This is a genomic window from Thermococcus sp. (assembly GCF_015521605.1).
Classification (GTDB): Archaea; Methanobacteriota_B; Thermococci; order Thermococcales; family Thermococcaceae; genus Thermococcus.
Window position 1 is genome coordinate 12,586 of record NZ_WANV01000038.1, and the last position, 25,811, is coordinate 38,396.

29 protein-coding genes are annotated in these 25,811 nt (G+C 54.8%); 20 read left to right on the plus strand and 9 right to left on the minus strand.

Going from position 1 to position 25,811, the window contains the following annotated elements; genetic code table 11:
* The first annotated feature begins 36 nt into the window (after positions 1-36).
* The 3 genes from F7C11_RS09815 to trmY all read left to right on the plus strand — a co-directional run bounded on the left by F7C11_RS09815 (position 37) and on the right by trmY (position 3,168).
* On the plus strand, positions 37-231 hold the full coding sequence (locus F7C11_RS09815) for a hypothetical protein (RefSeq protein WP_297093022.1): 195 nt from the start codon (positions 37-39) through the stop codon (positions 229-231).
* Position 232: 1 nt separating this feature from the next.
* Positions 233-2,479: an amino acid permease gene (locus F7C11_RS09820; RefSeq protein ID WP_297093023.1), complete on the plus strand. Its 2,247-nt coding sequence runs from the start codon at positions 233-235 to the stop codon at positions 2,477-2,479.
* Between the two features lie 77 nt (positions 2,480-2,556).
* Complete coding sequence (trmY, locus tag F7C11_RS09825; RefSeq protein ID WP_297093024.1) at positions 2,557-3,168, plus strand: tRNA (pseudouridine(54)-N(1))-methyltransferase TrmY; 612 nt, start codon at positions 2,557-2,559, stop codon at positions 3,166-3,168.
* Here trmY and F7C11_RS09830 read toward each other — a convergent pair.
* Positions 3,152-3,598, minus strand: coding sequence for a single- stranded DNA-binding family protein (locus tag F7C11_RS09830; protein WP_297093025.1), 447 nt, complete (start codon positions 3,596-3,598; stop codon positions 3,152-3,154). The two genes, trmY and F7C11_RS09830, sit on opposite strands and share 17 nt — an antisense overlap.
* A 56-nt stretch (positions 3,599-3,654) precedes the next feature.
* Here F7C11_RS09830 and F7C11_RS09835 point away from each other — a divergent pair, with 56 nt between their 5' ends.
* Entirely contained in the window at positions 3,655-4,329 is a 675-nt protein-coding gene (locus F7C11_RS09835; RefSeq protein WP_297093073.1) for an adenylate kinase, read from the plus strand.
* Here the strand turns inward: F7C11_RS09835 and F7C11_RS09840 are convergent.
* The gene (locus F7C11_RS09840) at positions 4,292-5,050 is read right to left on the minus strand and encodes a hypothetical protein (protein WP_297093026.1); all 759 of its coding nucleotides are present in this window, start codon (positions 5,048-5,050) and stop codon (positions 4,292-4,294) included. The genes F7C11_RS09835 and F7C11_RS09840 overlap by 38 nt on opposite strands.
* A 65-nt stretch (positions 5,051-5,115) precedes the next feature.
* On the opposite strand from F7C11_RS09840, the gene F7C11_RS09845 reads away from it, so the two are divergent.
* The 4 genes from F7C11_RS09845 to F7C11_RS09860 are packed head-to-tail and all read left to right on the plus strand — an operon-like array spanning position 5,116 to position 6,752.
* Positions 5,116-5,397 (plus strand): ubiquitin-like small modifier protein 1, encoded by a 282-nt coding sequence (locus F7C11_RS09845; RefSeq protein ID WP_297093027.1) that lies wholly within the window; start codon positions 5,116-5,118, stop codon positions 5,395-5,397.
* Positions 5,397-5,678, plus strand: a complete 282-nt coding sequence (locus tag F7C11_RS09850; RefSeq protein ID WP_297093028.1) for an MTH1187 family thiamine-binding protein — start codon at positions 5,397-5,399, stop codon at positions 5,676-5,678. The genes F7C11_RS09845 and F7C11_RS09850 overlap by 1 nt, the downstream gene beginning before the upstream one ends.
* Before the next feature lies 1 nt (position 5,679).
* Entirely contained in the window at positions 5,680-6,351 is a 672-nt protein-coding gene (locus tag F7C11_RS09855; RefSeq protein WP_297093029.1) for a class I SAM-dependent methyltransferase, read from the plus strand.
* Positions 6,348-6,752 (plus strand): ParB/RepB/Spo0J family partition protein, encoded by a 405-nt coding sequence (locus F7C11_RS09860; protein ID WP_297093030.1) that lies wholly within the window; start codon positions 6,348-6,350, stop codon positions 6,750-6,752. The genes F7C11_RS09855 and F7C11_RS09860 overlap by 4 nt, the downstream gene beginning before the upstream one ends.
* On the opposite strand, the gene F7C11_RS09865 is transcribed toward F7C11_RS09860, so the two are convergent.
* Together F7C11_RS09865 and glmS are read right to left on the minus strand one after the other, a co-directional pair.
* Entirely contained in the window at positions 6,749-9,613 is a 2,865-nt protein-coding gene (locus F7C11_RS09865) for a peptide transporter (RefSeq protein WP_297093031.1), read from the minus strand. The genes F7C11_RS09860 and F7C11_RS09865 overlap by 4 nt on opposite strands.
* 10 nt (positions 9,614-9,623) lie before the next feature.
* Positions 9,624-11,432, minus strand: a complete 1,809-nt coding sequence (glmS, locus tag F7C11_RS09870) for a glutamine--fructose-6-phosphate transaminase (isomerizing) (RefSeq protein ID WP_297093032.1) — start codon at positions 11,430-11,432, stop codon at positions 9,624-9,626.
* A gap of 161 nt (positions 11,433-11,593) precedes the next feature.
* On the opposite strand from glmS, the gene F7C11_RS09875 reads away from it, so the two are divergent.
* On the plus strand, positions 11,594-11,797 hold the full coding sequence (locus F7C11_RS09875) for a PCNA-inhibitor (RefSeq protein WP_297093074.1): 204 nt from the start codon (positions 11,594-11,596) through the stop codon (positions 11,795-11,797).
* Here F7C11_RS09875 and F7C11_RS09880 read toward each other — a convergent pair.
* Positions 11,792-12,934 carry a methyltransferase domain-containing protein gene (locus F7C11_RS09880; protein ID WP_394354851.1) on the minus strand — a complete coding sequence of 381 codons (1,143 nt, stop codon included), beginning with the start codon at positions 12,932-12,934 and terminating at the stop codon, positions 11,792-11,794. The two genes, F7C11_RS09875 and F7C11_RS09880, sit on opposite strands and share 6 nt — an antisense overlap.
* A gap of 61 nt (positions 12,935-12,995) precedes the next feature.
* Between F7C11_RS09880 and F7C11_RS09885 the strand changes: the two genes are divergently transcribed.
* Positions 12,996-14,381: a dolichyl-phosphate-mannose--protein mannosyltransferase gene (locus F7C11_RS09885; RefSeq protein WP_297093034.1), complete on the plus strand. Its 1,386-nt coding sequence runs from the start codon at positions 12,996-12,998 to the stop codon at positions 14,379-14,381.
* Between the two features lie 45 nt (positions 14,382-14,426).
* Here the strand turns inward: F7C11_RS09885 and F7C11_RS09890 are convergent, their stop codons facing one another.
* The 4 genes from F7C11_RS09890 to F7C11_RS09905 form a co-directional block, all read right to left on the minus strand.
* Positions 14,427-14,729 (minus strand): PIN domain-containing protein, encoded by a 303-nt coding sequence (locus tag F7C11_RS09890; RefSeq protein ID WP_363316576.1) that lies wholly within the window; start codon positions 14,727-14,729, stop codon positions 14,427-14,429.
* A gap of 122 nt (positions 14,730-14,851) precedes the next feature.
* Positions 14,852-15,553 carry a ribonuclease HII gene (gene rnhB / locus F7C11_RS09895; protein WP_297093035.1) on the minus strand — a complete coding sequence of 234 codons (702 nt, stop codon included), beginning with the start codon at positions 15,551-15,553 and terminating at the stop codon, positions 14,852-14,854.
* Between the two features lie 4 nt (positions 15,554-15,557).
* Positions 15,558-16,379, minus strand: coding sequence for a metal ABC transporter permease (locus F7C11_RS09900; RefSeq protein WP_297093036.1), 822 nt, complete (start codon positions 16,377-16,379; stop codon positions 15,558-15,560).
* Positions 16,376-17,170 carry a metal ABC transporter ATP-binding protein gene (locus F7C11_RS09905; RefSeq protein WP_297093075.1) on the minus strand — a complete coding sequence of 265 codons (795 nt, stop codon included), beginning with the start codon at positions 17,168-17,170 and terminating at the stop codon, positions 16,376-16,378. Before F7C11_RS09905 ends, F7C11_RS09900 begins: the two co-directional genes overlap by 4 nt.
* 129 nt (positions 17,171-17,299) lie before the next feature.
* Here F7C11_RS09905 and F7C11_RS09910 point away from each other — a divergent pair, with 129 nt between their 5' ends.
* The 10 genes from F7C11_RS09910 (at position 17,300) to F7C11_RS09955 (ending at position 25,629) form a co-directional block, all read left to right on the plus strand.
* The gene (locus F7C11_RS09910) at positions 17,300-17,545 is read left to right on the plus strand and encodes a hypothetical protein (protein ID WP_297093037.1); all 246 of its coding nucleotides are present in this window, start codon (positions 17,300-17,302) and stop codon (positions 17,543-17,545) included.
* Between the two features lie 85 nt (positions 17,546-17,630).
* Positions 17,631-17,996: a translation initiation factor eIF-1A gene (gene eif1A / locus F7C11_RS09915; protein ID WP_297093076.1), complete on the plus strand. Its 366-nt coding sequence runs from the start codon at positions 17,631-17,633 to the stop codon at positions 17,994-17,996.
* 21 nt (positions 17,997-18,017) lie between these two features.
* Positions 18,018-18,791: a serine protein kinase RIO gene (locus F7C11_RS09920; RefSeq protein ID WP_297093077.1), complete on the plus strand. Its 774-nt coding sequence runs from the start codon at positions 18,018-18,020 to the stop codon at positions 18,789-18,791.
* 10 nt (positions 18,792-18,801) lie between these two features.
* A complete protein-coding gene (locus F7C11_RS09925) occupies positions 18,802-19,500 on the plus strand; it encodes a KH domain-containing protein (protein ID WP_297093038.1) in 699 nt (232 codons plus the stop codon).
* A gap of 2 nt (positions 19,501-19,502) precedes the next feature.
* The gene (top6B, locus tag F7C11_RS09930; protein ID WP_297093039.1) at positions 19,503-21,197 is read left to right on the plus strand and encodes a DNA topoisomerase VI subunit B; all 1,695 of its coding nucleotides are present in this window, start codon (positions 19,503-19,505) and stop codon (positions 21,195-21,197) included.
* Entirely contained in the window at positions 21,190-22,350 is a 1,161-nt protein-coding gene (locus tag F7C11_RS09935) for a DNA topoisomerase IV subunit A (protein WP_297093040.1), read from the plus strand. The genes top6B and F7C11_RS09935 overlap by 8 nt, the downstream gene beginning before the upstream one ends.
* Positions 22,347-23,594 carry a DUF530 family protein gene (locus F7C11_RS09940; RefSeq protein ID WP_297093041.1) on the plus strand — a complete coding sequence of 416 codons (1,248 nt, stop codon included), beginning with the start codon at positions 22,347-22,349 and terminating at the stop codon, positions 23,592-23,594. The genes F7C11_RS09935 and F7C11_RS09940 overlap by 4 nt, the downstream gene beginning before the upstream one ends.
* Before the next feature lie 4 nt (positions 23,595-23,598).
* Entirely contained in the window at positions 23,599-24,009 is a 411-nt protein-coding gene (locus F7C11_RS09945) for a DUF1699 family protein (RefSeq protein ID WP_297093042.1), read from the plus strand.
* The gene (locus F7C11_RS09950) at positions 23,997-24,767 is read left to right on the plus strand and encodes a DUF4129 domain-containing protein (RefSeq protein ID WP_297093043.1); all 771 of its coding nucleotides are present in this window, start codon (positions 23,997-23,999) and stop codon (positions 24,765-24,767) included. The genes F7C11_RS09945 and F7C11_RS09950 overlap by 13 nt, the downstream gene beginning before the upstream one ends.
* A gap of 58 nt (positions 24,768-24,825) precedes the next feature.
* Complete coding sequence (locus tag F7C11_RS09955) at positions 24,826-25,629, plus strand: GTP cyclohydrolase IV (RefSeq protein ID WP_297093044.1); 804 nt, start codon at positions 24,826-24,828, stop codon at positions 25,627-25,629.
* Positions 25,630-25,811: the final 182 nt, after the last annotated feature.

The following is a 25,811-nucleotide window of genomic DNA, read 5'->3' on the forward strand; positions in this document are numbered from 1 at the left end:
GCCCCTATGCGATACACCCCTAGTTGAGGTGTGTCTATGAACGGAGACCAAATTATCGGCATGGTGATTATTGTTGGTGCCTACGGTTTAATGCTCTACCTTCTCCACGCATCCAATCACGCAATAGCTGAAATGAAAAGGCGCAGAATTGAGCGTCGAAGAAGGTACGCCAAGAAGAGGGTGGGGCATGTCCTTGAAGTTCAAAGGACTACGAGGCATAGGAGGAGATAAAATGGAGAACGGGGAAACGATCGAGCTTTCCAGAGGGCTCTCGCTCATGCATCTAATGATGATGGGTATGGGGATGATGATAGGAGCTGGCGTCTTCGTTGCGACTGGTTATGCCATTGGTTTTGCAGGCTCAGGAGGAATACTGGTTGCCTTCGCTCTCAACGGTCTCATCGCTTTCTTCTCAGCGATGTCCTTTGCCGAGCTCGCCTCGGCCCTTCCTACAGCGGGAGGTGCATACACATACATCGACGAGGCCTTCAAGGGGCTGGTTGGCTTTATCTCTGGCTGGATGAACTGGTTCGCGCTGACGGTAGCTGGCAGTCTCTACGCCATAACCTTCGCAACTTATACGGTTTTTCTCTTTGAGGGAACGGACTGGTTCACCAGCATCAACCTCGAGCACGAGCTCATCATCAAGCTCCTCGCGCTGGCCATAGCACTCGTGTTCATTGCCATAAACTACATCGGCGTCTCCGAGACTGGGAGTATAGAGAACTTAATAACCCTCGGCCAGATGGGGACGCTTGCCTTCATCGGGCTGTTCTCAGTCTACTACATCTTCGTTCACCCCGAGAAGCTCGCCCACTTTAACGACTTCGTTCCCAATGGCTGGGACAAGATACTGATGGCTATGGGGTTCACCTACGTCGGATTCGAGGGCTACGAGGTCATAGCACACGCCGGCGAGGAAGCAGTCAACCCGAAGGAGACCGTTCCGAAGGCCATACTCTACTCAGTCGCAGCAGTTACCGCCACGTACCTCATCTTCGCCTTCGCGGCTATAGTGGGTGCAGAGCCGGGCAACGTGCCGGTTCACGAGTGGTTTGCCGAACTCGGAGCAGTGGGGATGGGTGAGGCCATAAAGGACCTGATGCCCTACGGCGGCCTTCTAATAACCCTCGCCGCGATATTCTCCTCGACGTCTGCTCTAAACGCAACCATCTATTCTTCCACGAGAGTTCTCTTCGCGATAAGCAGGGACGGTAGGCTCCCCAGAATCTTTTCAAGGATACACCCTGTCAGGAGGATTCCCCATTATGCTCTCTTTGCTTCTTCTATCATTGTCCTCACCATCGCTGCAATCTTTCCCATAGAGGATGTCGCTGCTAGTGCCGACATAGTCTTCCTCTTAATATTCCTCCTCGTCAACGCGGCGGTGATAAAGATAAGGAATGAAAGGGGAGATGAGCTTGACTATGGTTTCCTTATGCCATATTTTCCATACATCCCCCTGCTCGCGATACTCTTCCAGGCGATACTTTCGCTCTGGGTCTTCAACGTCAGCCCAACCGCTTGGGCCATCACGATAGCTTGGGTCGTCATCGGGCTCATCGTATACAGGAGTTACGAAGGGGCCAGGGTCGAGCCCTTCAGGTTCGAGCGTGAGACGGTCTTTGAGGAAGCCAAGCCCGCGAGATACCGCATAATGGTGGCTGTTTCCAACAAGGAAAATGCAGGGGTTCTGACGAAATACGCGGAGGCAATAGCCGAACGCGTCGGTGGTGAGCTGCTCATAGTGAGCGTTGTCACTGTCCCAGAACAGACTCCACTTGAAGAGGCCAGACACTTCGCGAATGAGGCTATAGAGGCGATCAAAGAGGCCAGGGCCCACACCTCTGGAAGGGTCGGCGTCGAGGGCATCATCTACTATTCTCACAGCGTCTACAGGGGAATAATGAGTGCCGTCCGGGATAAAAAGGTCGACCTCCTCATCCTTGGCTGGGAAGGACGCTCCCGGTGGGGCAAGTACGTCCTCGGGAGCAATCTCGACAGGATAGTCAAGAACGCGCCCTGCAACGTCGTTGTTGTAAAGCCTGGTGATACGGAGGAGCGGGAGAAAATCGAGAACATACTCTTCCCGACGAGGGGAGGTAAACACGCCAGAATGAGCGCCGAGCTGGTATCCCTTCTAGCGGAGATATACAATGCCCAAGTCACTGTTCTCACAGTCAAATCCGGAGAGGATGAGAAGAAACTCAGGGAAAGACTCACACCCATAGTGGAGAAGATATCAAGGGCCAATCTAAGGATTGTGGAGGGGGAACCGGTTCACGCAATACTGGAAGAGTGCAGGAAGCACGACTTAGTTGTCATGGGTGCCACGAGGGAACCGCTCTTCAAAAGGCTCATCTTCGGGGAAGTTCCTGAGAAAGTGGCCGGAAAGTGCAGGAGGACGGTGTTGCTTGTCAAGATAAACCGGGGCATAAGGGCTAGGATAAACCGTCTTGTGGGCAGGCGCGTGGAGTAAAACAGAATTTTTTAGCCTTTCATTTTTTGTGTTTTGCCTTAACAATCATTATAAATCCCTTCCTCTCATTATCCCATATGAGGACGTTTATAGTCAAAGCCAACAAAGCTCATACCGCCCCGGACTTCAATCTCAGGGATCTCCCGGGGACGAGCGGCAGAATAGACCTCCTGTGCAGGGCTCTCAACTCGGCCTTCCTCCTATCCCACGGCTTCAGAAAAAACGTCAGGGTGTGGTTGAGCCTCTACGGCCCACCGGACCCGCCCAAGGCAATAAGGTTCGAGGGAAGTGAGATAAAGCCGAAGACCCTCAACCCCGATGAGCTCAGCACCGCCAAGCTGATAATTCGTGCGCTTAAAGCCTCCAAAGGCTTGAAGGAACCGAGCAAAGAGGTCCAGGTTCTGCCAGGCATCTATGTGAGCAACATGACCTTCGAGGACATCGTCAGAAGAACGCTCAAGGGTTCTGCCCTCTACTACCTCCACGAAGAGGGGAAGCCGATAACCGGCGAGCGTTTCCCTCAGAACGTTGCCTTCGTCCTTGGTGACCATGAAGGCCTGAGAGAAGAAGACGAGGCCTTCCTTGCGGGAATAGCACAAAAAATAAGCGTTGGGAAGAAGAGCTATCTGGCATCCCACGTGATTGCCTACGTAAACATTTTCCTCGATTCCCTCACTCCTCCGCCCTGAGCTTCAGCGATGTGTGCTCCTGCTTGAGTTCCTCCAGTTTCTCAAGTATCTTTTCGCTGGTCTCCCTGAGCTGCAGCGCCAGCTCTTCAAGCTCTTTTATCTGCTCTTCCAGCGCCCTCTCGCGCTCCTCGATTTCCTCCATAGCCATTGCGAGCTTCTCCTCCTCGCTCTTCCTGTAGACTTCGATGCTCAGTCCCTCGTAGTCCCACTTGATGGTTCCATCTTCGATCCTGAACGGAACGGTTATCCTGATGACGTCGCTCTTCTCGACGCCGAGCTCCTGGAGCTTCTCGAAGATTTTCTGGTTCAGCTCTCCCGCCGCTCTGACGACCTCTCTGGGGTCAACTTTCTTCCGCGTCAGTGCGAAGAGAACGCGTCTCACCTTGTAGGCGTAACCGGAGGCACGGACAAAGCCAGTACTCAGCCTCATGGCCACCACCATAAGTGTTTTATTCTTTGGGAAATAAATAACTAACGGTGAGAAAAATGAACATCCTGATATTTGGCCCTCCCGGAAGCGGCAAGTCCACCCACTCCAGAACAATAACCGAGCGCTATGGTCTGACGTACGTCTCTTCCGGAGACATGATACGTGCTGAAATAGAACGTGGGAGCTCTCTCGGCAGGGAACTGGAGCGGTACCTTGCGCGGGGAGACCTGATACCTGACACGGTTGTCAACACGCTGATAATCTCTCGGCTGAGGCGTGACAGGAGGAACTTCATCATAGACGGCTATCCAAGAACCGCGGAACAGGTTCTGGCCCTTGAGAACTACCTCTACGACCATGGCATGAGCATAGACGTCGCCATGGAGATATCCATCTCCAAGGAGGAGAGCGTTGAGAGAATCTCGGGAAGAAGAATCTGCTCCAAGTGTGGCGCGGTCTATCATCTAAGATATCGCCCTCCGAAAGTTCCGGGAAAGTGTGACGTTTGCGGCGGAAGACTCGTGCAGAGGGAAGACGACAGGCCGGAAATAGTTGGAAGACGCTACGACCTCTACATAAGAAACATGGAGCCGATAATCAAGTTCTACAAGAAACAGGGCGTGTATGTAAGAATAGACGGGCACGGCGGTATAAACGAGGTCTGGGAGAGGATAAGACCCCTCCTGGATTACATCAGGAACCGGGAGTCCCTTTCCGGAGGAGGCCCATGAGCTCCCGAACTTCCTCACTCTGGGCGAGTTCCTCGGCTTCTTTCTCTATCTCAACCTTTCTTTTGAGAATCGAGGCCAGAGCCTTGTCCTCCGGGTCTATGATCTTGACCTCAAGCGGAAAGACCCTCTTGGTTAGGGTTTTGATGTATGTCCCCGCCTTGTATCTAATTTTCTTTTCAAGCTCGCCCTTTTCCTCCGGGGAAAGAAGACGGTCCGTTCTCAGGACTATCGTTAGCACGTGGGGCTCCTCGAAGGGCACCGTTACCGCAAGGGCTGAGAACTCCACGTTCCACTCCCTTAGGGTTATTACGAGTCCTTTTCCAAGACGTTCCAGGGTTTCCTTTATTTTTTCAGGTCCATTGACGATCAGCTTTGGAGTCTTTTCGGGGCGGGCCTCCTCGGGTCCTTCGTCGACCACCTTGAACCCCGAGATTGAAAACCTCACCCCGTAGACCTTACCGAGGGTCTCCGTGGCGTCCGATGCCAGCTTTTCCAGGAGGCCATAGACAAAAGGGTCGACCTCCATTGAGAGAAACCTCCGGAGCCCCCGAACCTTTAAAAGGAAGACCAAGTTCAGCACCCGTTCCTCGGGCTGAACCAAAACTGTAAGCTCTTCCAATGACGCCCCAAAGGCCTCTACGGCCTCTCTAATCCTTCCCGCAAAGAGCTTATCGATAATCGGATAGTATTCAGGTGGATTGACGTTCAGCAATCTCAACACTCCGTAACGAAACTACGGCGAAATCACTTTAAGGGTTTCCCATCAATTAATACCGGTGATTCTTTATGAGAGTCAAATTTTATGCAACCTTCAGGGAGCTCATAGGGAAGAAGGAAGTGGAAGTTCACGGGGTGAAAACGGTTCGCGAGCTTGTAGAATACCTGGCCGAACACTACAGCCCGGAGATCAGAAAACAGCTCCTGGAAACGGAACGCGTTGCGGAAGGGAAGCCCATTGACGGTATGATCCTTGTTAACGGGCACAACGTGCTTCACCTGAGGGGACTAGATACCGAGCTCAAAGACGACGATGAGGTTCACATATTCCCGCCGGCCGGTGGTGGGTGATGGCGGTTGCCGAGATATGCCTCTTTCCGCTCGGGACGGAGAGCCCAAGCGTCGGGAAATACCTTGAGCCGGTCATGGACGTTATAAGGGAGAGCGGACTGAAGCACCGGCTCTGCCCGATGGGCACGGTCGTTGAGGGCTCGGTGGAGGAAATTCTTGAGCTGGTAAAGGCCTGCCGGGAGGCCATCTTCAAGGCAGGGGCAAAGAGGGTCGTCATAAGCCTCAGGATAGACGATAGACTCGACAAGCCCCTGACGATCGAGGGCAAGATGAGGGTGTAAGATGGCGGAGTACTTCGACAGAATAGCCCGCAGGTACGATGACTGGTACGGAACAGAAACCGGGAGGTACGTTGACAGAACTGAGAAGTGGCTCGTTTTTTCCATGCTGCAGTCGAAATCGGGGAAAGCCCTCGACCTCGGCTGTGGGACGGGCAACTACACCCTTGAGCTGAAGAAGAGGGGCTTCGACGTGATCGGTCTGGATGCCAGCGAGGGCATGCTCCAGGTGGCCCGCTCCAAAGGGCTGAACTGCATAAAGGGCGACGCCTACAGTCTGCCCTTTCCCGACCGGAGCTTTGATCTGGTTCTCAGTGTCACGATGTTTGAGTTTATTTACGAGCCCGAGAGGGTTGTGGCGGAGATAAACCGTGTCTTGAAGCCGGGAGGTGAGGTTCTTATAGCGACGATGAACGGACGGAGTGCCTGGTTCGTCTTCAAAAGATTTAAGAGCCTTTTCGTGGAGACCGCTTACAGGTACGCTCGCTTCTATACTCCAGGGGAGCTTGAGGACCTGCTCAGGAATGCCGGCTTTACCGATGTCCGGAGCGGTGGAGTGATATTCTTCCCGTCTTTCTGGCCGTTCCACGGCCTTGCCGAGCGCCTCGACAAAAAGCTTCACAACCGCTGCAAGGGCATCGCGGCTTTTATAGCGGTCAGGGGCGTGAAGCCTTGAAAAAGATACGCCTGGTGACCCGGGAGGAGGCCTGGAAGAGGGCGGGGAGAATAAAACGGGAGTACGAGGCGATTTACGGCATCGAGTTTGAACTTGAAGCGGCATTTATACCGCTCACCCGTGTTGTGCCCACCCAAGCGGCGCTGAGTGAGGTCAAACTTCTGGTTGTTCTTCAGGAGATAAAGCACGGCTACAACGCCCCCATCATAGTCATACCCTACGGAGGCAGGTACTACCTCATAGACGGTCACCACAGGGCTTTTGCCCTGAAGAAACTGGGCTTTGACGAGATTGAGGCCATCCTCATCAGGCCAAGGGGAGAATTTGTCCCGGGCGTTATCAAAACAACAGAAAAAGAGGGACTAAAAAGACTCGAAGACATAAAAATCGTGAGGGATTAACCCTCCCATATCACGTACTCCTTCTTTGTTATGAAGACAGGTTCTATCCTCTTCCTGACGATGACGACCTTGTCCTCACCGTACTTCTGGTAGAGCTTCTGGATGTATGTATCAAAGACTCCCTGTGGCATCGAAGCCTGGACGGTTATCTCGTTGTCCCCGGGGGCGACGCTTATGCCCTCCTTGACCGGGACGTAGGTTATGATGTCCTGGTGGGGCTCGAGGTAAAACTTCTCCTGGTAGATGTCCTTTCCGTTGGGCGCGATGTAGTAGACGACGCTTTCCCTAAGGTAGAGGTCAACGGTGCGCTCCTCCCTGAACGCGGCGGTGAGTTTGAGCTCCCCGTTCTCCCCTTCGTCGAGAACGTAGCTAGGGTCGACGTTCTTGCCGTTGACGTAAACTGGCCCATCGAGGACCCCTACCGGCCCGTCCTGAACGAGGATGAAGCGGTACTTGGTGGCGTTGGGTACTGTCAGGTTGAACTCGATGGGTGTCTCGTTGAGGTGGTTCATGGTGATGCCCTCGGCCAGGATCTCCCTCTTTACCAGCACGCTGCCGTTGTAGGCTTCAAAGATGAGCGTTGCGTCTTTGATGTCCCTTCCAAAGGCCGATATCCATAGCCTCAGCTTCTGCTCTCCCAGCGGAAGCTTTCCACCGCCGAGGGTGCTGTAGAAGGCTTTCCATGTTCCGTTCTCGAATTTGTCAATCCTGTAAACCGCGAAGGGCCTGAACTCGTAGGTTGAAACGCCTCCATCCCGGTGGACTGGTCTGAAATTGGCAAAGAGCATCTGGGCGTCCCATGGATCGAATGAGAAGGGTATCTGGAACGCCAGCCTCACGAAGTTGCTGAAGGCTATTTTCTGGTAGGCCAGAAGCCCGTAACCCTGGAAGATGTAGAGAACGTATGGTATATCTCCCCTGCCCTGTATGACCTGTCCCTTGGTGAGGTCTATCGTGAGCACCGGCTGATAGGCGTATTTTCCGGTGTTTATGTAAACCACAGTCTTTCCGCTCTCGTTGGCGTGCTGAATGTACTGTGCTGGGATGACCTGGAACATCGGGCTGCTCCTGTACTCGCCGTAGGTTATCGCACCGCCGAGGTAGCTTATGGCGTTGAACTTGTAGATGTCCTGCTGCCAGACTATCATGTAATTCAGCTCCCAGGCCTCGAAGTCCTGCTCGCTCTCGTTGCCGTAGTGGGAGAAGAAGTCCGCCACGATGTAACGCCTGTCATAGGCGTGACCTCCATCCGTTGCCGAGCGTCTGTGGCTGAGCAGGCTGGATTCAATCCAGTAGCCGTAGTCCCACCAGCTCGTGGCGCTGTCGAGGGGGTTGCTGTTCTCCTTGAGCCAGTTGAGGGAGTTGACCCAGTCTGCCGGGACTGAACCCTGGCTCTTTGCGGTGTTCGTGGCTATGCTGCCCATGTACTGGGCCCCGATAATCGGTAGCGGCAGGAACAGGAGCATCAGGAGGACTGCATAGAGTGCCTTGGTGGTCATGCTCTCCTTCATTTCCTCTATGAAGAGGAATATTTCCCCTACGGCGACTCCCGCTAGGAGCAGTATGGCTCCCGAGGCCTGGAACACGAAACGAACCGCCAGGAGGAGCAGGTAGAGGGAGCCGATGTAGTAGGTGACCAGGAATATCTCCTTGTGACCTGTCAGGTCGTTTTTGGTAAGCTTCCTGACGAACCTCGCGGCGACTATGATGAATCCCACCGCGGAGAGGATGAATATTATTGCGTCCTTGGTCTTGACGCTGTAGTATGCGGTTATCGTGTTCCAGTCAGTCTTCGCAAGCTCCGCAACCGTCTGGTAGAGGGGGTTGGACTGATATGCTGCCCCCATGAACTTGAGGAGATCCCTACCGAAGTAACCGTAAAATGCAAGGGCTGCCAGAATCGCTATGCCCGCAACCATTCCAAAGCGGTGTTTTTTGTCCGAATAGTTGAGACCGAACCTTTCCCCGTAGAGCATTATTGAGACCAGAACGCTGAGGGCAATGAATGCCTCAATGGCAAAAACCAGGAACCACCTTATGCCGATGAATCCTGTATAGGAAAGGACTACTCCTAGTATGAGGGAAGCGCCGTAGAGCGGGAAGAAGTCCCTGACGAACCTCTTCAGGACGTCAACCATTCCGAAGATGAAGAACACCACCGTGGTGATGCCCGCGAAGAGGAGCAGTATGCTGACACCGAACGTGCTTCCTGTCCATGCCGCCATGTAGAGGAGGCTGGCCAGCAGGAACAGGGCCCCGGAGAGCATTTTCTTCAGGTTCCATTCCTTCTCATCGAGGTACACCATGAGGAGGAACACTGCATAGATGAAGAACATCATGAAGGGGCCTTCACCACGGTTGTTGCCGGAGTATGTCTTGCTGAAGTTGGCGTAGGAGAACATCATGAACGCCGCCGCCCAGAGGCCGGCCCAGTTGGAGTGGAGCTTCTTTCCGAGAAGGTAGACTCCTATGATGGTCATTGCTCCCACGAACGGCGGCCAGAGTTTGAACGCCCCCAGCTGGTCGTAGCCAAATACGGAGACGATTTTGTAGAATACGGCCTGGATAGTATAGAGACCCAGGTAACCGCCCGCCTTTATTCCAGTGGGAGGGTCAGCGTAGGCAAAGTATTTGGGAACCCACTCGTTGATGGCTATCCTGTACATCTCGTAGTGGAAGAAGGTGTCCGGGTCGAGGAAGGTCTTGTAGTTCGAGGTGATGTTCCTTATCCTGAAGCCAACGTAGGCCAGTATGAGGACTATCAGGGGGAGGCCGTAGGCCTTGAACTTCTGATAGTACTCGGGGAGGGAAGTCTTTTCCCCTTTTTTCTTTCGTTTCTCTTTAATTTTCGTTTTTACCATCCAAACCACCTCATTCAACGGTGACCGATTTGGCCAGGTTTCTCGGCTTGTCGGGGTCGTTACCCCTCAGGACAGCCAGATGATAAGCGAGTATCTGGAGCGGAACAACGTAAACTATCGGGGTGAGAAGCTCGTCCATTTCTGGCATTTTGATGAAGACATCGGAGATCCTCTCCAGTTCATCCCTGTCCCCGATGCTTATTATATACGCCCCCCTCGCGCGGGACTCCTCTATGTTGCCCACCATCTTGTCAAAGGTCTTTCCGCCCGGTGCTATGGCAACCACGGGGACGCCATCCTCAAGAAGTGCCAGGGGCCCGTGCTTCAGCTCGCCCGCGCTTAGACCTTCTGCGTGGATGTAGCTTATCTCCTTGAGCTTGAGTGCCCCCTCAAGGGCCGTTGGGACGCTTATGCCTCTGCCGATGTAGAAGAAGTCCCTCTTTTCCTTGAGCCCCTCGGCCAGCTCTCTCAGTGATTCATCGTGCTTGAGAACGTCCTCTACAAGTTCTGGGACTGCGTTGAGCTCCCTCTCCAGCCTTTCGAGGTATTCCTCCCCGACGGTTCCAAGAACCCTTGCCAGTTCGATGGCGAGCATCGTGAGAACCGTCAGCTGGGTCGTGTAGGTTTTGGTGGCAGCGACGCCTATCTCCGGCCCGGCGTGTGTGTACAGGGTGAGGTCAGCTATTCTGGTCGCCATGCTCCCGACAACGTTGACTATCGCGAGAACCTTTGCCCCCTTCCTCTTGGCCAGTTTCATAGCCGCCAGGGTATCGGCGGTCTCTCCGCTCTGGGTTATTGCTATCACGAGGGTGTCCTCGTCCACCAGATCCTCGAACTCATAGCGGAACTCGCTGGCGTCCTCAACTATCGGGACCTTCCTGGCGAGCCTCTGGAAGAGGTACTTGGCAACCAAACCGGCGTGATACGAGGTGCCCATGGCTATGATGAATATCTTCTCGTATTTGGCCACCTCCTCTGCTATCGAACGGATTATCCCGGCATTCCCATGGAGGGCGTCCCTTATGGCCCTTGGTTGCTCGTATATCTCCTTGAGCATGAAATGGGGGTAGCCGGCTTTTTCCGCCATCTCAAGGCTCCATTCTATCTCCTGGACTGGCTTTTCGACGATCTCCCCACTGTCGAGGTTCTTAACGACCCAGAAGTCCTTTCCTACTACGGCGTACTCCCTGTCGTCCAGAAACACGACACGGTTCGTGTACTCAAGGAAGGCCGGAACGTCGCTCGCTCCAAAGTTTTCCCCTTCTCCGATTCCAAGGACGAGCGGGCTCTCGTTCCTGACGAAGTAGAGTCTGTCAGGCTCACCCGTGTAGATTATGCCGAGGGCGAATGAGCCCTTGAGCCTGAGAAGGGCCCTCCTCATGGCCTCCTCGAAGGTGCCCCCCGATTTGAGCTCCTCCTCGATGAGATGGGCTATAACTTCGGTGTCCGTGTCGCTGTTAAAGCGGTGACCGCGCTTAAGAAGCTCCTCGCGGAGCTCGCGGTGGTTCTCGATTATGCCGTTGTGGACGAGGGCAATCCTGCCTGTGCAGTCCCTCTGGGGATGAGCGTTAATATCGTTCGGAACCCCATGGGTGGCCCAGCGGGTGTGTCCTATTCCCCTTTTGCCGGGCATTTCGAGAAAGCCTAGCTTCTCAGCGAGTTCGTCTATCCTTCCGGTTCCCTTCTTTATGTAAAGCCTCCCGCCGTCTTCCGTGACTATTCCCGCGGAGTCATACCCCCTGTATTCGAGCCTTTTGAGGCCCTTGACGATAATCTGGGAGGCTCTGCCGTCTCCGATATAGCCGATTATACCGCACATTACCTTCCACCCGCCTCTCTTACTCTTTCCCTAAATAAATGCCGGAAGTTAAAAGCGTTTCTCAACGGTGGTTTTCTGGTGGGTTCATATGGCCTTTGGTTCAACCCTCGATGGGAGGAAAAGCCTTTATACCCTGCCGTCTATCCACTCCGGGTGTGCCGATGAACAGGAAGCTCGACGAGTTCCTTGAGGCGGTCTCATCGAAAGCCCCGGGAGACGCTGATAACGGCGGGAGAAGAAAAAGAAAAAAGCGCCTGAAGGCCACCAGCCTGGAGTCTTTCCTCCCCGAGGAATACGTGAACTATTTCAGGGAACTCCGCATAGGGTCAAAGAAGATAAGAAACGCCAGAATAGAGGAGCTATAACCCCTCTGCTATTATCGCCAGCTTTCCGAACTGGAATACAAAGGCCCTTCTATCTCCCTTCAGGTTCGCCTCTATCCTTCTCCTGACCTTCCAGTACTCCCCCTCCGGCACGCTTATCCTGAGAGTTGCCCTTCCAAAGCCTTCTCTCCTGAGAAAGTCGTTTATTCTGACCGGATGGAAGGGCACAACGCCCACAACGGCGTAGGTTCTCTTGAGGTATGGGCTTCTGATTTCCCCGTCTCCGGTTGCTAAAATGCGCCTCTTCTCGCGAAGGAGCATCCTGACATCTGCGTTTAAGGCATGGAACAGCTCGTTTATTAAATCGGCGTAGTCAACGCTCTGGGGAATCTCGTAGAGGTACTGGCCGGGCTTTTCCGTCCACTCGACTATGTTCTCTAGGTCAGGGGCGCTCTCAAGCCTCGCCCCGGCAGGCAGTATGACGGCGCTCCTCTCGGCCCGCGCCAGGGGTTCGGTGTAAAAGGTCAGCCGGTTGAGTGCGCCGAAGAGGTCTATATACTCGAACTCTCCCCTCCATGGAACCCTCTCGCGCCTCATCTGGGGCGGCAGGTCGAAGATAAAGGCATCCGTTTTGGATCTGTACGCCTCATACACCTCCAGGGGGCTTGGCAGGAGGTCTTCCAGCCTCCTCTCGGGCATCTCCGGGGGACGAGCTGGGTCCGAGAATATTACATCCGCGTCTATCATCTCAATGACATCCCTGCTGAGTGAGTCGGCGTTTATGAACTCGATGTTGTCCACTCCGTACTTTTCGGCGTTTCTCCGCGCGAACTCCACTTTTAGAGGGTCGATATCGATCCCGTATGCCTTATCGACCTTCATCGCGTAGAAAATCAGCTGAATTCCGATTCCGCAGGAGACGTCCGCTATGCTCCTGACTCCAAGCTCTCCCAAGCGTTCGGCACGGTATCTGGCCACTGCCTCGTGGGTGGCGTAGCGGAGGCCTTCCAAGTCCATCCAGAGGTCATCGCGGGAGAACTTGTCCCTTGCCCTTATCCTGGCCCTCGCTATCTCGGCTATGAGCTTCCACTCATCACCGAGTTTGGCTCGGAGCTTTCTCTCGTCGAGCCCCCTTCTTATCATGTCCACCGCGAGTTGAACCTGCTCCTCGGTTATCATCATGTTCGAACCTCGGGGAGAGGCTTAAAAACGTTGCCGCGCTAATCTACCCGGTGATAAAATGGACTGGAAAAGGGTCCTCTTCATCGCGATTTCGGCCGTTATACTGATCGGTTCATTCTGGTATCTCTACGATTTCGCCTCCCGTCCCGACCTCAGGGATTACATCGGAGACGAGGTCTGGTACGTCCCCGCGAGCAGGAACATCCTCCACAGGCTTGGCGTTGAGCTTCGCTACGTGAATGAAACGACGAATTCCGCCGGGATAAACGTTATTTTCTCAGACACGAGCACGCGAATAAAATACCAGTACGACGTTGAAAAGATAGCCCTCCAATACAACGCAACCTACGAGATGGAGTACCTCAAGTTTCCGGGCGTTTACTTTGAGATACCTGTGGGCAACGTGGAGGACTTCCTCAATGCCCTGTCCGCAGAAATACCGGCGGATGCCTACTACGTAGTTCCCGGCTACAGGTATCCCGACAAGGAGAACATCCAGAACTACCTCAACACAGAGCACCCCTTCCTGGGGAAGGACCTCATAATGCTGGGCATGCTTGTCGAGGACAGGCCTATAAACTGGCGGCTGCCCGGAATATTCGCCTTCGTCCTGATAGGCGTTCTGGTCGTTCTTGCAACTTATAGGATAAGCGACAGCTACCTTGCGGCGCTTATAGCCCTTATCTTTACGGTCGCAGACCCAACGCTCGAAGCCACCGCCGTAACGGCCATGCTGGACATCCACGTGGCGCTCTTCGTGTCGCTGTTCACAACGTTGCTGGTCTATGATCGGGAAAAGTCTTCCGCCTTTGCGGTGGGCCTTGCCGCCGCCGCCAAGCTCAGTGGAGCGTTCGGCTATCCCGTGCTCCTCGTAAAGGCTTTTAAGGGTGAACGGAAGCTGATGGGCTTCATCCTCACCATAGCAGTTATTCCCGCACTGGGATTCCTCATCCCAAACCTGGTGGCCGTAAGGGCGGTGGGATTCGAGCAGTGGGTGGACGACATACTGGGCAGCTTCCGCTGGCACCTCTCAAATAAGGGCGGCCATCCTGCGGCCTCACCTGTTTGGGACTGGTTCATAAACAAGAAGGCCTTTCCCTTCCACTACAACCCCAACGTGTTCGCCCAGACAGACCCGTTCCTGCTCCTCAGCATGGTTCTGTTCATACTTGCCCTTCCCTGGCTCTACAGGAGGAGAGGGAAGCTGCTGATACCGTACGGTGTCTTCTGGAGCACGGTGGGGTTCTTTGTCCTCCAGTACATCCTCGGTGGGACGACCCAGTTCAGCTTCTACGCCACGGTTCTCGTCCCGCCGGCCGCTATCGTCATGGGCGTTGCGTTGAAGGAGCTCCTCCGCTGGGAGGCGTTCACCTATTCACTCTGGCTGTACCTTGAGTGGTTGCTGGAGGCGAAGGACAGGATAAGGCTGAGGCTGGGCCGTTAGACTTTGTTCTTTCATAGGAGGAAATCTTTGCCCTCTATGTTCTTTTTATGCAAGACTGATCCTGAAGTCCTCATCGAGCGTCGCAAGCTTCTCACAGTTGTATTCCAGTGCCGTCGCGGGTATCCTGGCATCCGGGGGAAGGAGCGAATAATCATGAACCAGCGTGGCAATCATGAGCCAGTCCCTCGAATTAGAAACGAGGAGAATGTTTTTCACCTCAAGCAATGCGAAGATCGTCGATATTACCTCGGAGGCGCGCTTCCTGAACTTCCCATCCCTTCTGAGAAGCTTCTTGACTCCCCATACTGAGGATACACCGTATTCTCTCTCGGCGAGCTTTCTAATCAGGACGTAGAAGAGCTCATTGAAGTGAGAAACCTCGAACTCCTAGGCCTTTACTCCACCGTCGCTCTCTTCCTGAGAAACGGGAGATTTAAGAAAGCTGAAGAGTTCTTGAAAAAGCTATCCGGTTAGGCTTTCCCCCTCAGGAACTCCTCCAGGCTCCTCTGTCCCTTCTTTTCCTTCGGCTTTCCCTCGGCCTTCAGCTTCTCCTCTATCTTCCTCAGCGTCTTCCAGCTCCTCCTCACTATTGGCGGGAACTCGCCGTGCTCGCGATAATAGCTCTCAAGAAACGCCCTCGTCCTCGGGTCGCTCGGGTATCCAGAGCCTATCTCGCCGTACTGTTCCTTCAGCCCATCTATCGCCCTGTCGCGGGTCACCTTGGCCAGGATTGATGCGGCTGAGACGGGCACGAACTTGTCATCTGCCCTGTGCTCTGCTATTATCTCGGCCTCGAAGTCCAGCTTTGCCTTTATCTCTTCGCCGAAGCGGGCCTCTTTGACATCGGCCGCATCTATGTAAACGATGTCAGGTTTGACCTTGAGCGAGTTTAGAGCTTTAACGAAGTTCTCCACCTCGAACTCGTTGAGCGTTCCTCCGCGGGAGTCTATCTCCTTGGGCCATAATTCGAGAATTACATAATCGTCTAAAAGTGCAATTATCTCATCAAACAGCTTCTCTCTCCTTTTTGGGGTTAACCTTTTGGAGTCCTTAACGCCGAGCTCTTCGAGTTTAGGGATGTTGTCCTCATCAACAACGACCGCGGCTATAACCATCGGGCCAATTACCGGCCCTCTGCCTGCCTCATCAATTCCAGCGAGTTTTCTGCCCAAGGTTTCACCTCCTGAAGAGCAGGACACCGTAGATGACGCCCAGCATTATCGTTGCCAGACCGCTCGGCGGTATGTCTGTGAAGTAGGCGAGCACCACCGATGAGAGCTGTACCGCGAGGGTCAGCAGGAGGCTAACGGCAAGGACCTTCCTCACGTCCGAACTCACCATCAGCGCTATTGCACCGGGAAGGACGGCCACAACCTGCAGAGTAATCAGCCCGACGGTCTGCACTATCAATGCCCCGATTGCACCGACGAGGACGTAGAGGATAGTCAAATAGGCCCTCGCGTTGCCCCCGTAGCTCTCCACTCCCTCCGGGTCGAAGCTGAGATAGAGAAAGTCCCTGTACAGAAAGAGCATGGTGAAGAAAAGTAGTGCGCCGCCGAGGACGAGCGCCGTGAGGTCGTTGAGGGTTATCAGGAATATTTCGCCCGTGAGGTACGAGACTATGCTCTGGCTGAGGGGGAAGTACGGCCTGTCCGCCATGACCTTGTACAGAACGCCGAAGCCGAGAACGGTTAATCCAGCCACGAAACTGGCAACGATCCCCACCGCCGAGTCCGGAGAGAATCCGGCCTTTTCAAGCTGGGCTATGATGAGAACTACGGTGACCGTCACGGCCAGGGCTGTGAGCATGACAAGTGAGAGGTTCTCGAAGAGCAGTCCGAGGATCATCCCCAGAACCGCCCCGAAGAGAAGCGCGTGGAAGAGGGCGTGGGTGAGAAAGGCCAGTCCCTTTGCGTTGATCAGTGGACTGAGCATCCCAAGGAGAACGCTGACCATGATGCTCGCAAGTACGGCGCGCAGGAGGTATTCCGGAATCACAGGGCTCCACCCCCATGGTCGTGGAGGTGTGCGTCGCCGGTTATGCAGAAGAGTCTGCCCTCGACCGGCACCACCCTGGCCAGTGGGCCGTAGACAGATTTGATAATGCTGTCCCGGATGACGTCTTCGGGCCTTCCGAAGGCGACGAGACGCCTGCTGAGGAGCATTACCCTGTCTCCAACCTCAAGGAGGGGGTTTATATCGTGGGTGGTGATTATCATCGTTATGCCCCTCTCGTGCTTTATCCTCTCAAGAACGTTTGCAACCTCTACCCTCGCGCTTGGGTCGAGGGCCGAAAGGGGTTCATCGAGGAGGAGAAGCTTCGGGTCGCTTATGAGTGCTCTCGCGAGAAGAACCCTCTGCTTCTGCCCTCCGCTCAGCTCGCGGAAGAGCCTGTTCTCAAGGCCGGACAGCCCGACAAAGCCGAGAACCTCCACCGCTTTCTCCATAACCTCGCGGGGTATTTTAAAGTGCGCGAAGCCCCTCCTGTAGATGCTCCCCATCGCGACTACCTCTAAAGCCGTTAGCGGAACCTTCTCGTTGAGGCTGTGGCTCTGGGGGACGTAGCCTATCATGTCCCTCGCATCGCACGGGGGCCTGCCAAAGACCCGGAGCTCCCCGGAGTACTCCCTGTGGAAGCAGGCTATGGTCTTGAGGAGGGTGGTCTTTCCGGCACCGTTCGGCCCGAGGAGGAGCAGCGTCTCGCCCTCTTCAAGCAGGAAGTCAACCCCCTCAACTGCGGGCTTGCCGTCGTAGGTTATCGTGAGGTTCTCGGCGATTACCGCTGCCATAAACATCTCCGGACTTCAGATTGAACCGCGCGCTTTTAAACCTTCATGTGTTATTTGTGAAGGGGATAAGGGATGGAGTCCATATCGAGGTGGTCCCGGTTTACAAGGCTTGCATTCCTTGCCGGCCTCGTGGGGGTAGTGGTCGGCATTCTCAGCCGCGATTCCCGGGGAACTGTGCTGATGGCCTTTGTCACAGTGTCGATCGTGCCGGAGAACGTTCTCTCCAGAACCGAGGTGCTGATTAAGTACTTGGCCGTGGGAGTCTTGGCAATCCTGGTGTGGTACGTTTCCCCGGGCCGGTTGCGCTGGGCGTTTCTGATACTCGGTGCTGCCCTAATCGGTTATTCCATCAGGAACTTTGTGCAAAAATTTTAAAAGCACAGACCTGTACTCCCATTAGAAAATTTTTGCAAGGCTCAAGTTTATAAGGGCTCGAACCTACTCGCTGGAGGTGATGCTCATGGCGTACCATAAGGGTGGAAGAGGAGGAAAGAAAAAGAACAGGCAGGTTCAGGGTGATGAGGTTATCCGCGTCCCCCTGCCAAAGGAAGGACAGCTCTTTGGGGTGATAGAGCAGGCCCTGGGCTCCGGCTGGATGGACGTCCGCTGCGAGGACGGAAAAATCAGGAGATGCAGGATCCCGGGCAAACTGAAGAGGCGCATGTGGATGCGCGTTGGCGACGTCGTCATAGTCCAGCCTTGGCCAGTTCAGACTGACGAGAGAGGCGACATAGTGTACCGCTACACCAGAACCCAGGTTGACTGGCTCCTGAGGAGGGGCAAGATAAGCCAGGACTTCCTCACCGGCGGCGAGATGCTCTTCTGAGCATGGCTCTGCGTGATAGCGATGCGCGAGGACATCATCGAGCGAGAGATCGAGGACATGCTCGGCCTCAGGGAGAGGCGCGAAAAGGACAGTGAGCTCTATAAAATAGCCAACGAGGTCTTCGACAGAACTACCAAAGAAACCCTGGCGTATCTGCACCGGAGGGGAAAAGTCGAGGCGCTTTACGGTGTGATCAGCACGGGGAAAGAAGCGAACGTCTTTGCCGGAATCGACAGCGAGGGCAAGAGGGTGGCGGTGAAGATATACAGGACATACACCACCGAGTTCAGGCGCATATGGGAGTACCTCGCCGCTGATCCGAGGGTGGGATACCTCCCCAAGGACATGAGAAAGCTCGTCTTTGTCTGGACGCGGAGGGAGTTTAAGAACCTCCAGCGGGCGATAAAGTACGCGGTTCGCGTTCCCGAGCCCGTGATCTTCCGCAACAACGTCCTTGTGATGGAGTTCATAGGTGACGAGCTGCCCGCTCCAAGGCTCAAGGACATAGAGCGCGAGCTTGAGCCCAGAGATTTCGAGGAGCTCTACGACTTCACAATGCGGGTCATCGAGAGGCTCTGGAAGAGGGGTGATATGGTTCACGGAGACCTGAGCGAGTACAACATACTGCTCCACGACGGGCCGGTGGTCATAGACTGGTCCCAGGCGACCGTTAAGAGGAACAGGATGAGCGTCGAGTTGCTGAAGAGGGATTTGAGGAACGTCATCAATTACTTCGGTAGGAAAGGCGTCGATGTTGATGATTTCGATGATAAGTTCCGTGAGCTGATAGAGTGAGGGTGAGAGTATGGACGAGTTTGAGAGACTCCTTAAGAAGTACGAGCGCGTTGACAAGGACGGCAGACCCATCAGGGAAACTCCGGAGGAGGAGATAACCTACGCGGCCTTGGGAGAGCAGGAGGAGTTCGTGAGGATCCCCCGCGACAGGGTGGCGGTTGTCATAGGGAAGAAGGGACAGACCAAGAAGGAGATAGAGAGGAGAACGAAGACCAAGATAGAGATCGACAGCGAGACCGGTGAGGTGTTCATAACCGCCACGAAAGAGACCGACGACCCCCTGGCGGTGTGGAAGGCACGCGATGTTGTCATAGCCATCGGGAGGGGCTTCTCGCCGGAGAGGGCGTTCAGGCTCTTCAACGAGGGTGAAGTCCTTGAGGTGGTCAACCTTACCGACATAGTCATTGGCAATGACAAGAATGCCCTTCCGCGCGTCAGGGGAAGGATAATCGGGAGGAAAGGCAGAACGAGGGAGATAATCGAAGAGATGAGCGGGGCGGATGTGAGCGTTTACGGTAAGACGGTAGCCATAATCGGCAACCCAATTCAGGTTGAGGTTGCCAAAACCGCCATAGAAAAGCTCGCCAAGGGCTCTCCACACGGTGTCGTTTACAAATACCTGGAGCGCAGGAAGAAGGACCTTGAACTGGAAAGCATAAGCTATTACGAGGCCCTTGGCGGCGAACTGGAGAAAAACGGGGAGGAGTGAAAATGGCTGAAGCAAGTCAGCTGTTTAAGGAGTTCAAGATTCAGAGTGTCAGCGAGTTCTTCAGACGGAACGCGGCCATGCTTGGCTACACCGGCAAGATACGCTCCCTCACCACGGTCGTCCATGAGGCGGTGACCAACTCCCTCGACGCCTGTGAGGAGGCCGGAATTCCCCCCTACATCCGCGTCGAGATAGAGGAGCTCGGGAGGGAGCACTATAAAGTTATAGTCGAGGACAACGGCCCGGGAATCCCGGAGAAGTACATAACCCACGTCTTCGGCAAGATGCTGGCAGGAACCAAGGCGCACAGGAACATACAGAGCCGCGGCCAGCAGGGTATAGGTATAAGCGGTGCCGTCATGTTCGCACAGATAACGAGCGGAAAGGCTACTCGCGTCATAACCTCCACCGGCGGCGATAAAACCATTGAGGCCTGGGTTAAGATCGACGTTGACAAAAACGAGGGTAAAATAGTCAAAAAAGAGAAGCACCCAAACCCCAAGGGCTGGCGCGGCACCAGGATAGAACTCGAGGTGAAGAACGTCCGCTACATACGCTCGAAGCAGGGCGTTTACTGGTACCTCAAGCTGACCGCCATAGCTAACCCCCACGCCCACATCGAGCTCATAGAGCCGGACGGAAAGCTCATAGTCTTCCCGAGGTCGAGCGACTACATTCCGGAGCCGCCGGTTGAGATGAAGCCCCACCCGCGCGGCGTCCTCACCGACGACGTCTACCGGATGGCCAAGAAGACCCGGAGGAACACCGTGAAGCGCTTCCTCATCGGTGAGTTCTCAAGGATAAGCGACAAGAAGGTCGATGAGCTCATTGAGTACATAGCGGCTCTGAGGCTCATAAAGACTGAGGAGGACAAGAACGTCCAGGAGCAGCTCTACGAGAGGCTCATGAAGGGTGAGGTCAAGGCCGTTCTCCGCTCCTTCAGGGGATACACGAAGGTGGTCAAGCAGGTGGCAAAGCTCATGGAGAAGCCGCCGGAAAAGCTCACCTGGCACGAGGCGGAGGAGATAGTCGAGGCCTTCAAGTACATGAAGTTCCTAGCCCCGCCGACCCACGGTCTCAGGCCCATCGGCGAGGAAAACATCGAGAAGGGCCTGAAGGGTATCCTCAAGCCGGAGTTCGTCACCGCTGTAACGAGGTCACCCAAGGTTTATTCAGGAGGTATCCCATTCCAGGTCGAGGTTGGCCTCGCCTACGGTGGTGAAATTCCTGCCGGCTTCGAGCTTTTGAGGTACGCCAACCGCGTTCCGCTACTCTTTGATGCTGGCTCGTGTGTGACGACCCTCGCGGCGCGCTCGATAGACTGGAGGCGCTACAAGGTCGACGACCTGGAGAGGGCACCGGTGGTTCTCATGATAAACGTCATCAGCGTCCACGTCCCGTACACCGGTACTGGAAAGCAGAGCATAGCCAACGTCGAGGAGATCCAGAACGAGATAAGGCTGGCAATAATGGATGCCGCCAGAAGGCTCCAGACGTATCTCAGCGGCAAGCACAGGAAGCTCTACCAGGTCAAGAGGAAGAAGACCTTTGAGAAGTACGTGCCCGAGATAGCGAGAGCCCTGAGCATCCTGACGGGAGAGGAGGAGGACGCCGTTAAAAGCTACTTCCTGACTTTCATAGAGAGCCGCTTTGCATCCAAAGAGGGTGAGCTTAAAGAGGTGAGCGAGAATGCCTAAATCCAAAGCCGTCAAACGAGAGAAGCCCAGGGAGCGCTTTTCCTACGACCCAACGAGGGTGCTCACCAAGCTTGAGGAGTACGGAAGGAGGGTCCTTGAGGACATAAAGGCCGGGAAGAACCCCTACTTCGACATCCCTATGCGCGGACTGAACAACGTCTACTTCGACGAGAAGAGGCGCGTCATCAGGATGGGCGACAAGCTCTCCAGGAGGTACTTCCTCAACGTGGCCCACGCCAGAAAGTTCATGCAGACGCTCCTCATAATGGCCTACGTTAAAAGGCTGGTAAGCGAGGGCAAGCACGCGAGCCTTCGTGAAGCCTACTACGCCAACAAGCACACCATCCCCGGGACGAAGGAGAACACCTTCGAGGACCAGCGCGAGAGCGACCCCATAATCGAGGATCTGGAGAGGATGCTCGGCGTTCTGCGTGAGGAGATGCACCTCACCGCCGACAGGCGCGGCTACATCTACGGCGACATAGTCATACGCGACGGCGAGGACGAGTTCAATACTTCAAAGCTCGGTATGGGCGGCTGGGCCGTCCCCGGAACCGTCGAGCACCTCCAGTTCGTTGAGGTCAACGTCGACTACGCCCTCGTCGTCGAGACTGCCGCTATGGCCGACCGTCTGATAGAGGAAAAGTTCCCGAAGAAGGAGAACGCCCTCATCATAGCAACGCAGGGACAGGCCTCGCGCGGCGTTAGGAGGCTCATCCACAGGCTCCACTATGAGGAGGGGCTGCCGATTATAGTCTTCACCGACGGAGACCCCTACGGTTGGTACATATACTCCACAATAAAGCAGGGCTCCATCAACCTTGCCTACCTGAGCGACAAGCTGGCAACGCCCGAGGCGAAGTTCGTGGGAATGACAATGGACGACATAAAGCGCTACGGCCTTGAGAACGTCACTGAAAAGCTTAAGGGCATTCCCCCGAACAAGAAGGGCGGCCCAACCGGCGACTACAAGCGTATCCTGGAGGAGATGGAGTACCCGTGGTTCCAGAACAGGGAGTGGCAGAGACAGCTCAAGATGGCCGTTAAGATGGGAGTCAGGATAGAGCAGCAGGCCTTAGCGAATAAGAGCCTTGAGTTCGTGGCGAAGAGGTACCTGCCTGAAAAGATAAACAACGGTGAGCTCCTGCCATGACGACGACGGAGGAACTCGTCGCGCAGGTGAACAAGATACTGGACGACATCGGGATAGACATGGACGGGTTATTTGAGACTTTCGACGTCCCGTCCATTTCTTATCGCCTTAAAGAAAACCTCTCCCTCCTCCAGGAGCTTGAGGACGACCTTTCGAGGAGGGTTGGTGAGACCACCCCTTCCGTCAGGGGCGTGAGCAAGCGCGACCGCGATCCCCACATCCAGTGGATTTATAAGAAAAAGCGCAACAGGGTTCTTGCCCTCGAAAGGCTCCGCGCGGCAATAACCGCCCACAAGATGGCCCTTGCCCTCATCTCCGCCAACTACACCTTCTTCCTCGGAAAGAAACCTGTGACCCTCAAAGAGCTCACGAGGGAAAACGTTGAGGACGTCGATGCCGTTCCGAGAAACGTTGGACTCGGCAGGATAGAGATTCTACCACACCTGGCCTACTCCGGCGACGTCCTGAGGCTTCTCGCCAGGGAAAGCATAGCGGTCAGGGAGTCGTTCAAGTTCATAAAAGGCAAGCTCCGCGAGAAAGGGACGGTAAGGACGCGCGGGCTCAGGATAGAGGTCGAGTACTGGGAGAACAACAGGCTCAAAAAGGCGAGGCTCGACCTCCCTGCGGACGCCGACATAGAGGGGGAGCTGAGAAAACGCTACGGAAGGCGCTTCCGCTGGCGCGTTCTCAGCTTCGTCAAGACGAAAGGGGTGCTCATAAACAACCACTACACAGTTGACAATCTCTCCCTAGCCTACTCCGTCCTCGACCCGGAGGCAGGTGCCGAAAAACTCGGCCTCGACCTCTTCCGCTACTACTTCCTGACCTCCGAGAATGAGAGGGAAACCCTCGGCCTTTATCCCAACATAAAGCTCTGCATAGACTGCCACTACTCGATATTTGACCTTCCCTTCCGGAACGAGCCGGGCTTCAGAACCGGCCACGGCAGTATGCTCATCATAAGGAAGTGCGAGATGGAGAATGCCCTCGTTGGAAAAAGGAAGGACATAACCAACATCCCCAACTACCTGCTGGGTGCTGTTCTCCTCTATGGGATGAGTGAGTACAGCGAGGACAGAGTTGCCGAGCTTCTCGGCGTTCCGAGAGACGAACTTGAGGAGGCCATCAGGAAGTTCGTGATTTCCGGCCTCCATAGAACCCTTTTTGCCAACACGAAGAAGTTTGAGAAGTTTCTGCCGAGGAGCGATAAGGCCAAACAGTTTTTGGCCCTCCTTCAGGGGTGAGTCTATGAGGGTGGAGGTTAAGGCCCGTAACAATTCCGAGCTCATAAGGAAGCTCAACGAAGTTCTGAGCGAGGAGGTTACGGAGGTCTACGTGAACCTCCGTCCGACGAAGGAGATACTCGTGAGAATTCTTGAGCGAGCCCCCAACGTCAGGCGCATAAGCTGTCCCCCGAGCCTCTACCCCAAGGTCTCCAAGAAAGCAATTAACGCCCTCGCGCAGATGGGTATAGAGCTCGTCCCCGAGGGCTACCCCCGGGGAAGGCCCAGAAAATACGATGAGAAGACCATTAAGGAGGTTCAAAACCTCATAATGAACGGCGTTCCTCCAAAGGAGATAAGCGCCAGAATGGGCATCCCGCTCCGGACTGTTTACTACATGATCGAGCAGCTGGGTGTCCGGCAATGGAGAGAGTGAGGAACCTGTACCTGGTTCTTTTTGCGTCTTTTATCGTGGTCTCCGCACTCCTGGGCAGGACGGCGGTTCACGGGGGCACTACGGTTTTCAACTTCGAATGGGTCTTTTTCTTCGCGAACCTGTTTCTGTTTGCGGCCGCAGGTTACGTGCTGAAGATGCTTCTTGAGGGAAACTTCGAGAGGGGAGCGCGTGAAACCAGGAGGGGCAACATTCTCGCCGGTGCGATAACCCTGCTGTCGATTTTCGTTGCCCTCAAACTGCTCTTCGAAAAGAAGCCGGAAGAACTCGTAAACGGCGGCAGGGTTGGAGAAACCCTCTCGGGGATTTGGTACAACGTTACCTCCGGAGACTTCGTCGTCACACTGAGGGAGCTCCCGGGGATATTCTACTTCATCCCCTTCATGGTCTTCGTCCTGTTTCTTCTCACCGTAAAGAGGCGGAAGAGGGACGTCACACCCTTTGAGGTCAAGTTTGAGCCAGCGCTAACGTACGACTCCATAGAGGGCACCCCCGCGGAGAGGGTAATAAGGATGTACAAGAACGTCGTGGCCGGCCTCGTTATGAGGGGCTATCCGTATCAGAAGAGCTGGACGCACTGGGAGCACGAGGAAAAGCTGAGGGAAATCTTTCCTGACCTTGAAGACCTCGACGTCCTCACGAGGATATTCGAGAAGGCTAAATACGCCCGCAGGCTGGACGAGGCCGATGTCACCGCCGCCAGAAGGAGCTATGACCGTCTCATGGAGCTGCTTAGGTAGGTTTAAAAAGCGGTCGAATTAGAAGTCCCTAAACACAACGAGTGGAGAGGGTGATGTCATGCTCGTTGAGACACAGGAGGAGACTCCCGAGATAATGGAACGTCTTCACCGCGTTGGGATAACCAACCTGCGCACCGTGGCGAGAATAAACTGGAAGGGCAGGGTCTATACCTTCCTTCCCGTGTTCGAGATAACCATCGACGTCCCGGAGGAGAAGAAGGGCATCCACATGAGCAGGCTCGTGGAGAGCATAACCGAGGCCATGAGCGAGGCCGTCGAGGAGGAAGTTAGGGAGGCCCACACCTCGCTTGAGGAACTCGGAAGGGCGATAATCGGACGCCTTGAGGGCAAGCACCCGCACAAGAGGGCGGAGGTCTGGATAAGGACACACCTGATAGTCCCGCGCGAGACGCCGGCGAGCAAGAGGGTTTCCTACGAGCCCTACGACGTCGAGGTCGGAGTCATAAAGAACTACGACGGCTCCTTCGAGAAGACCCTCCGCGTCAAGGTCATCGGAAACACCGCCTGCCCCCACGCGATGGCCAACAACAACGGGAAGACGCACATACAGCGCGCTGTGGGAGAGCTTGAGGTGAGGACTGCCTTCGACGAGGAGATAGCCCTTGAGGACATGATTGATGTGGTCGAGAGTTCCTTCAGCCATCCGACCTACACCCTGCTCAAGACGGTGGACGAGAACGCGGTGGTTCAGGGCATGTTCGCCAACCCAAAGTTCGTCGAAGACGTCGCGAGGGAGATATTCGCCAAGGCAAAGGAGCGCTTCAAGGGCAGGATACACGTGAAGGTCATCAGCAACGAGAGCATCCACAAGCACGACGTTATCGCGGAAACGTGGAGCTGAAGGTTCGAACTTCGATATCCCCTCACCCCAATTTTGGCAGCCGAAATTTTTTCGCGTTGATGGAACGTTTTGTTAAATTATTTTGTTAATTCTGGCATAACTTGGTTATTAATGTGGAATAACTAACCCAATTACTTTCACTATGTCATGTCCACACCGCAGTATGACCGATTTTTTTTGGA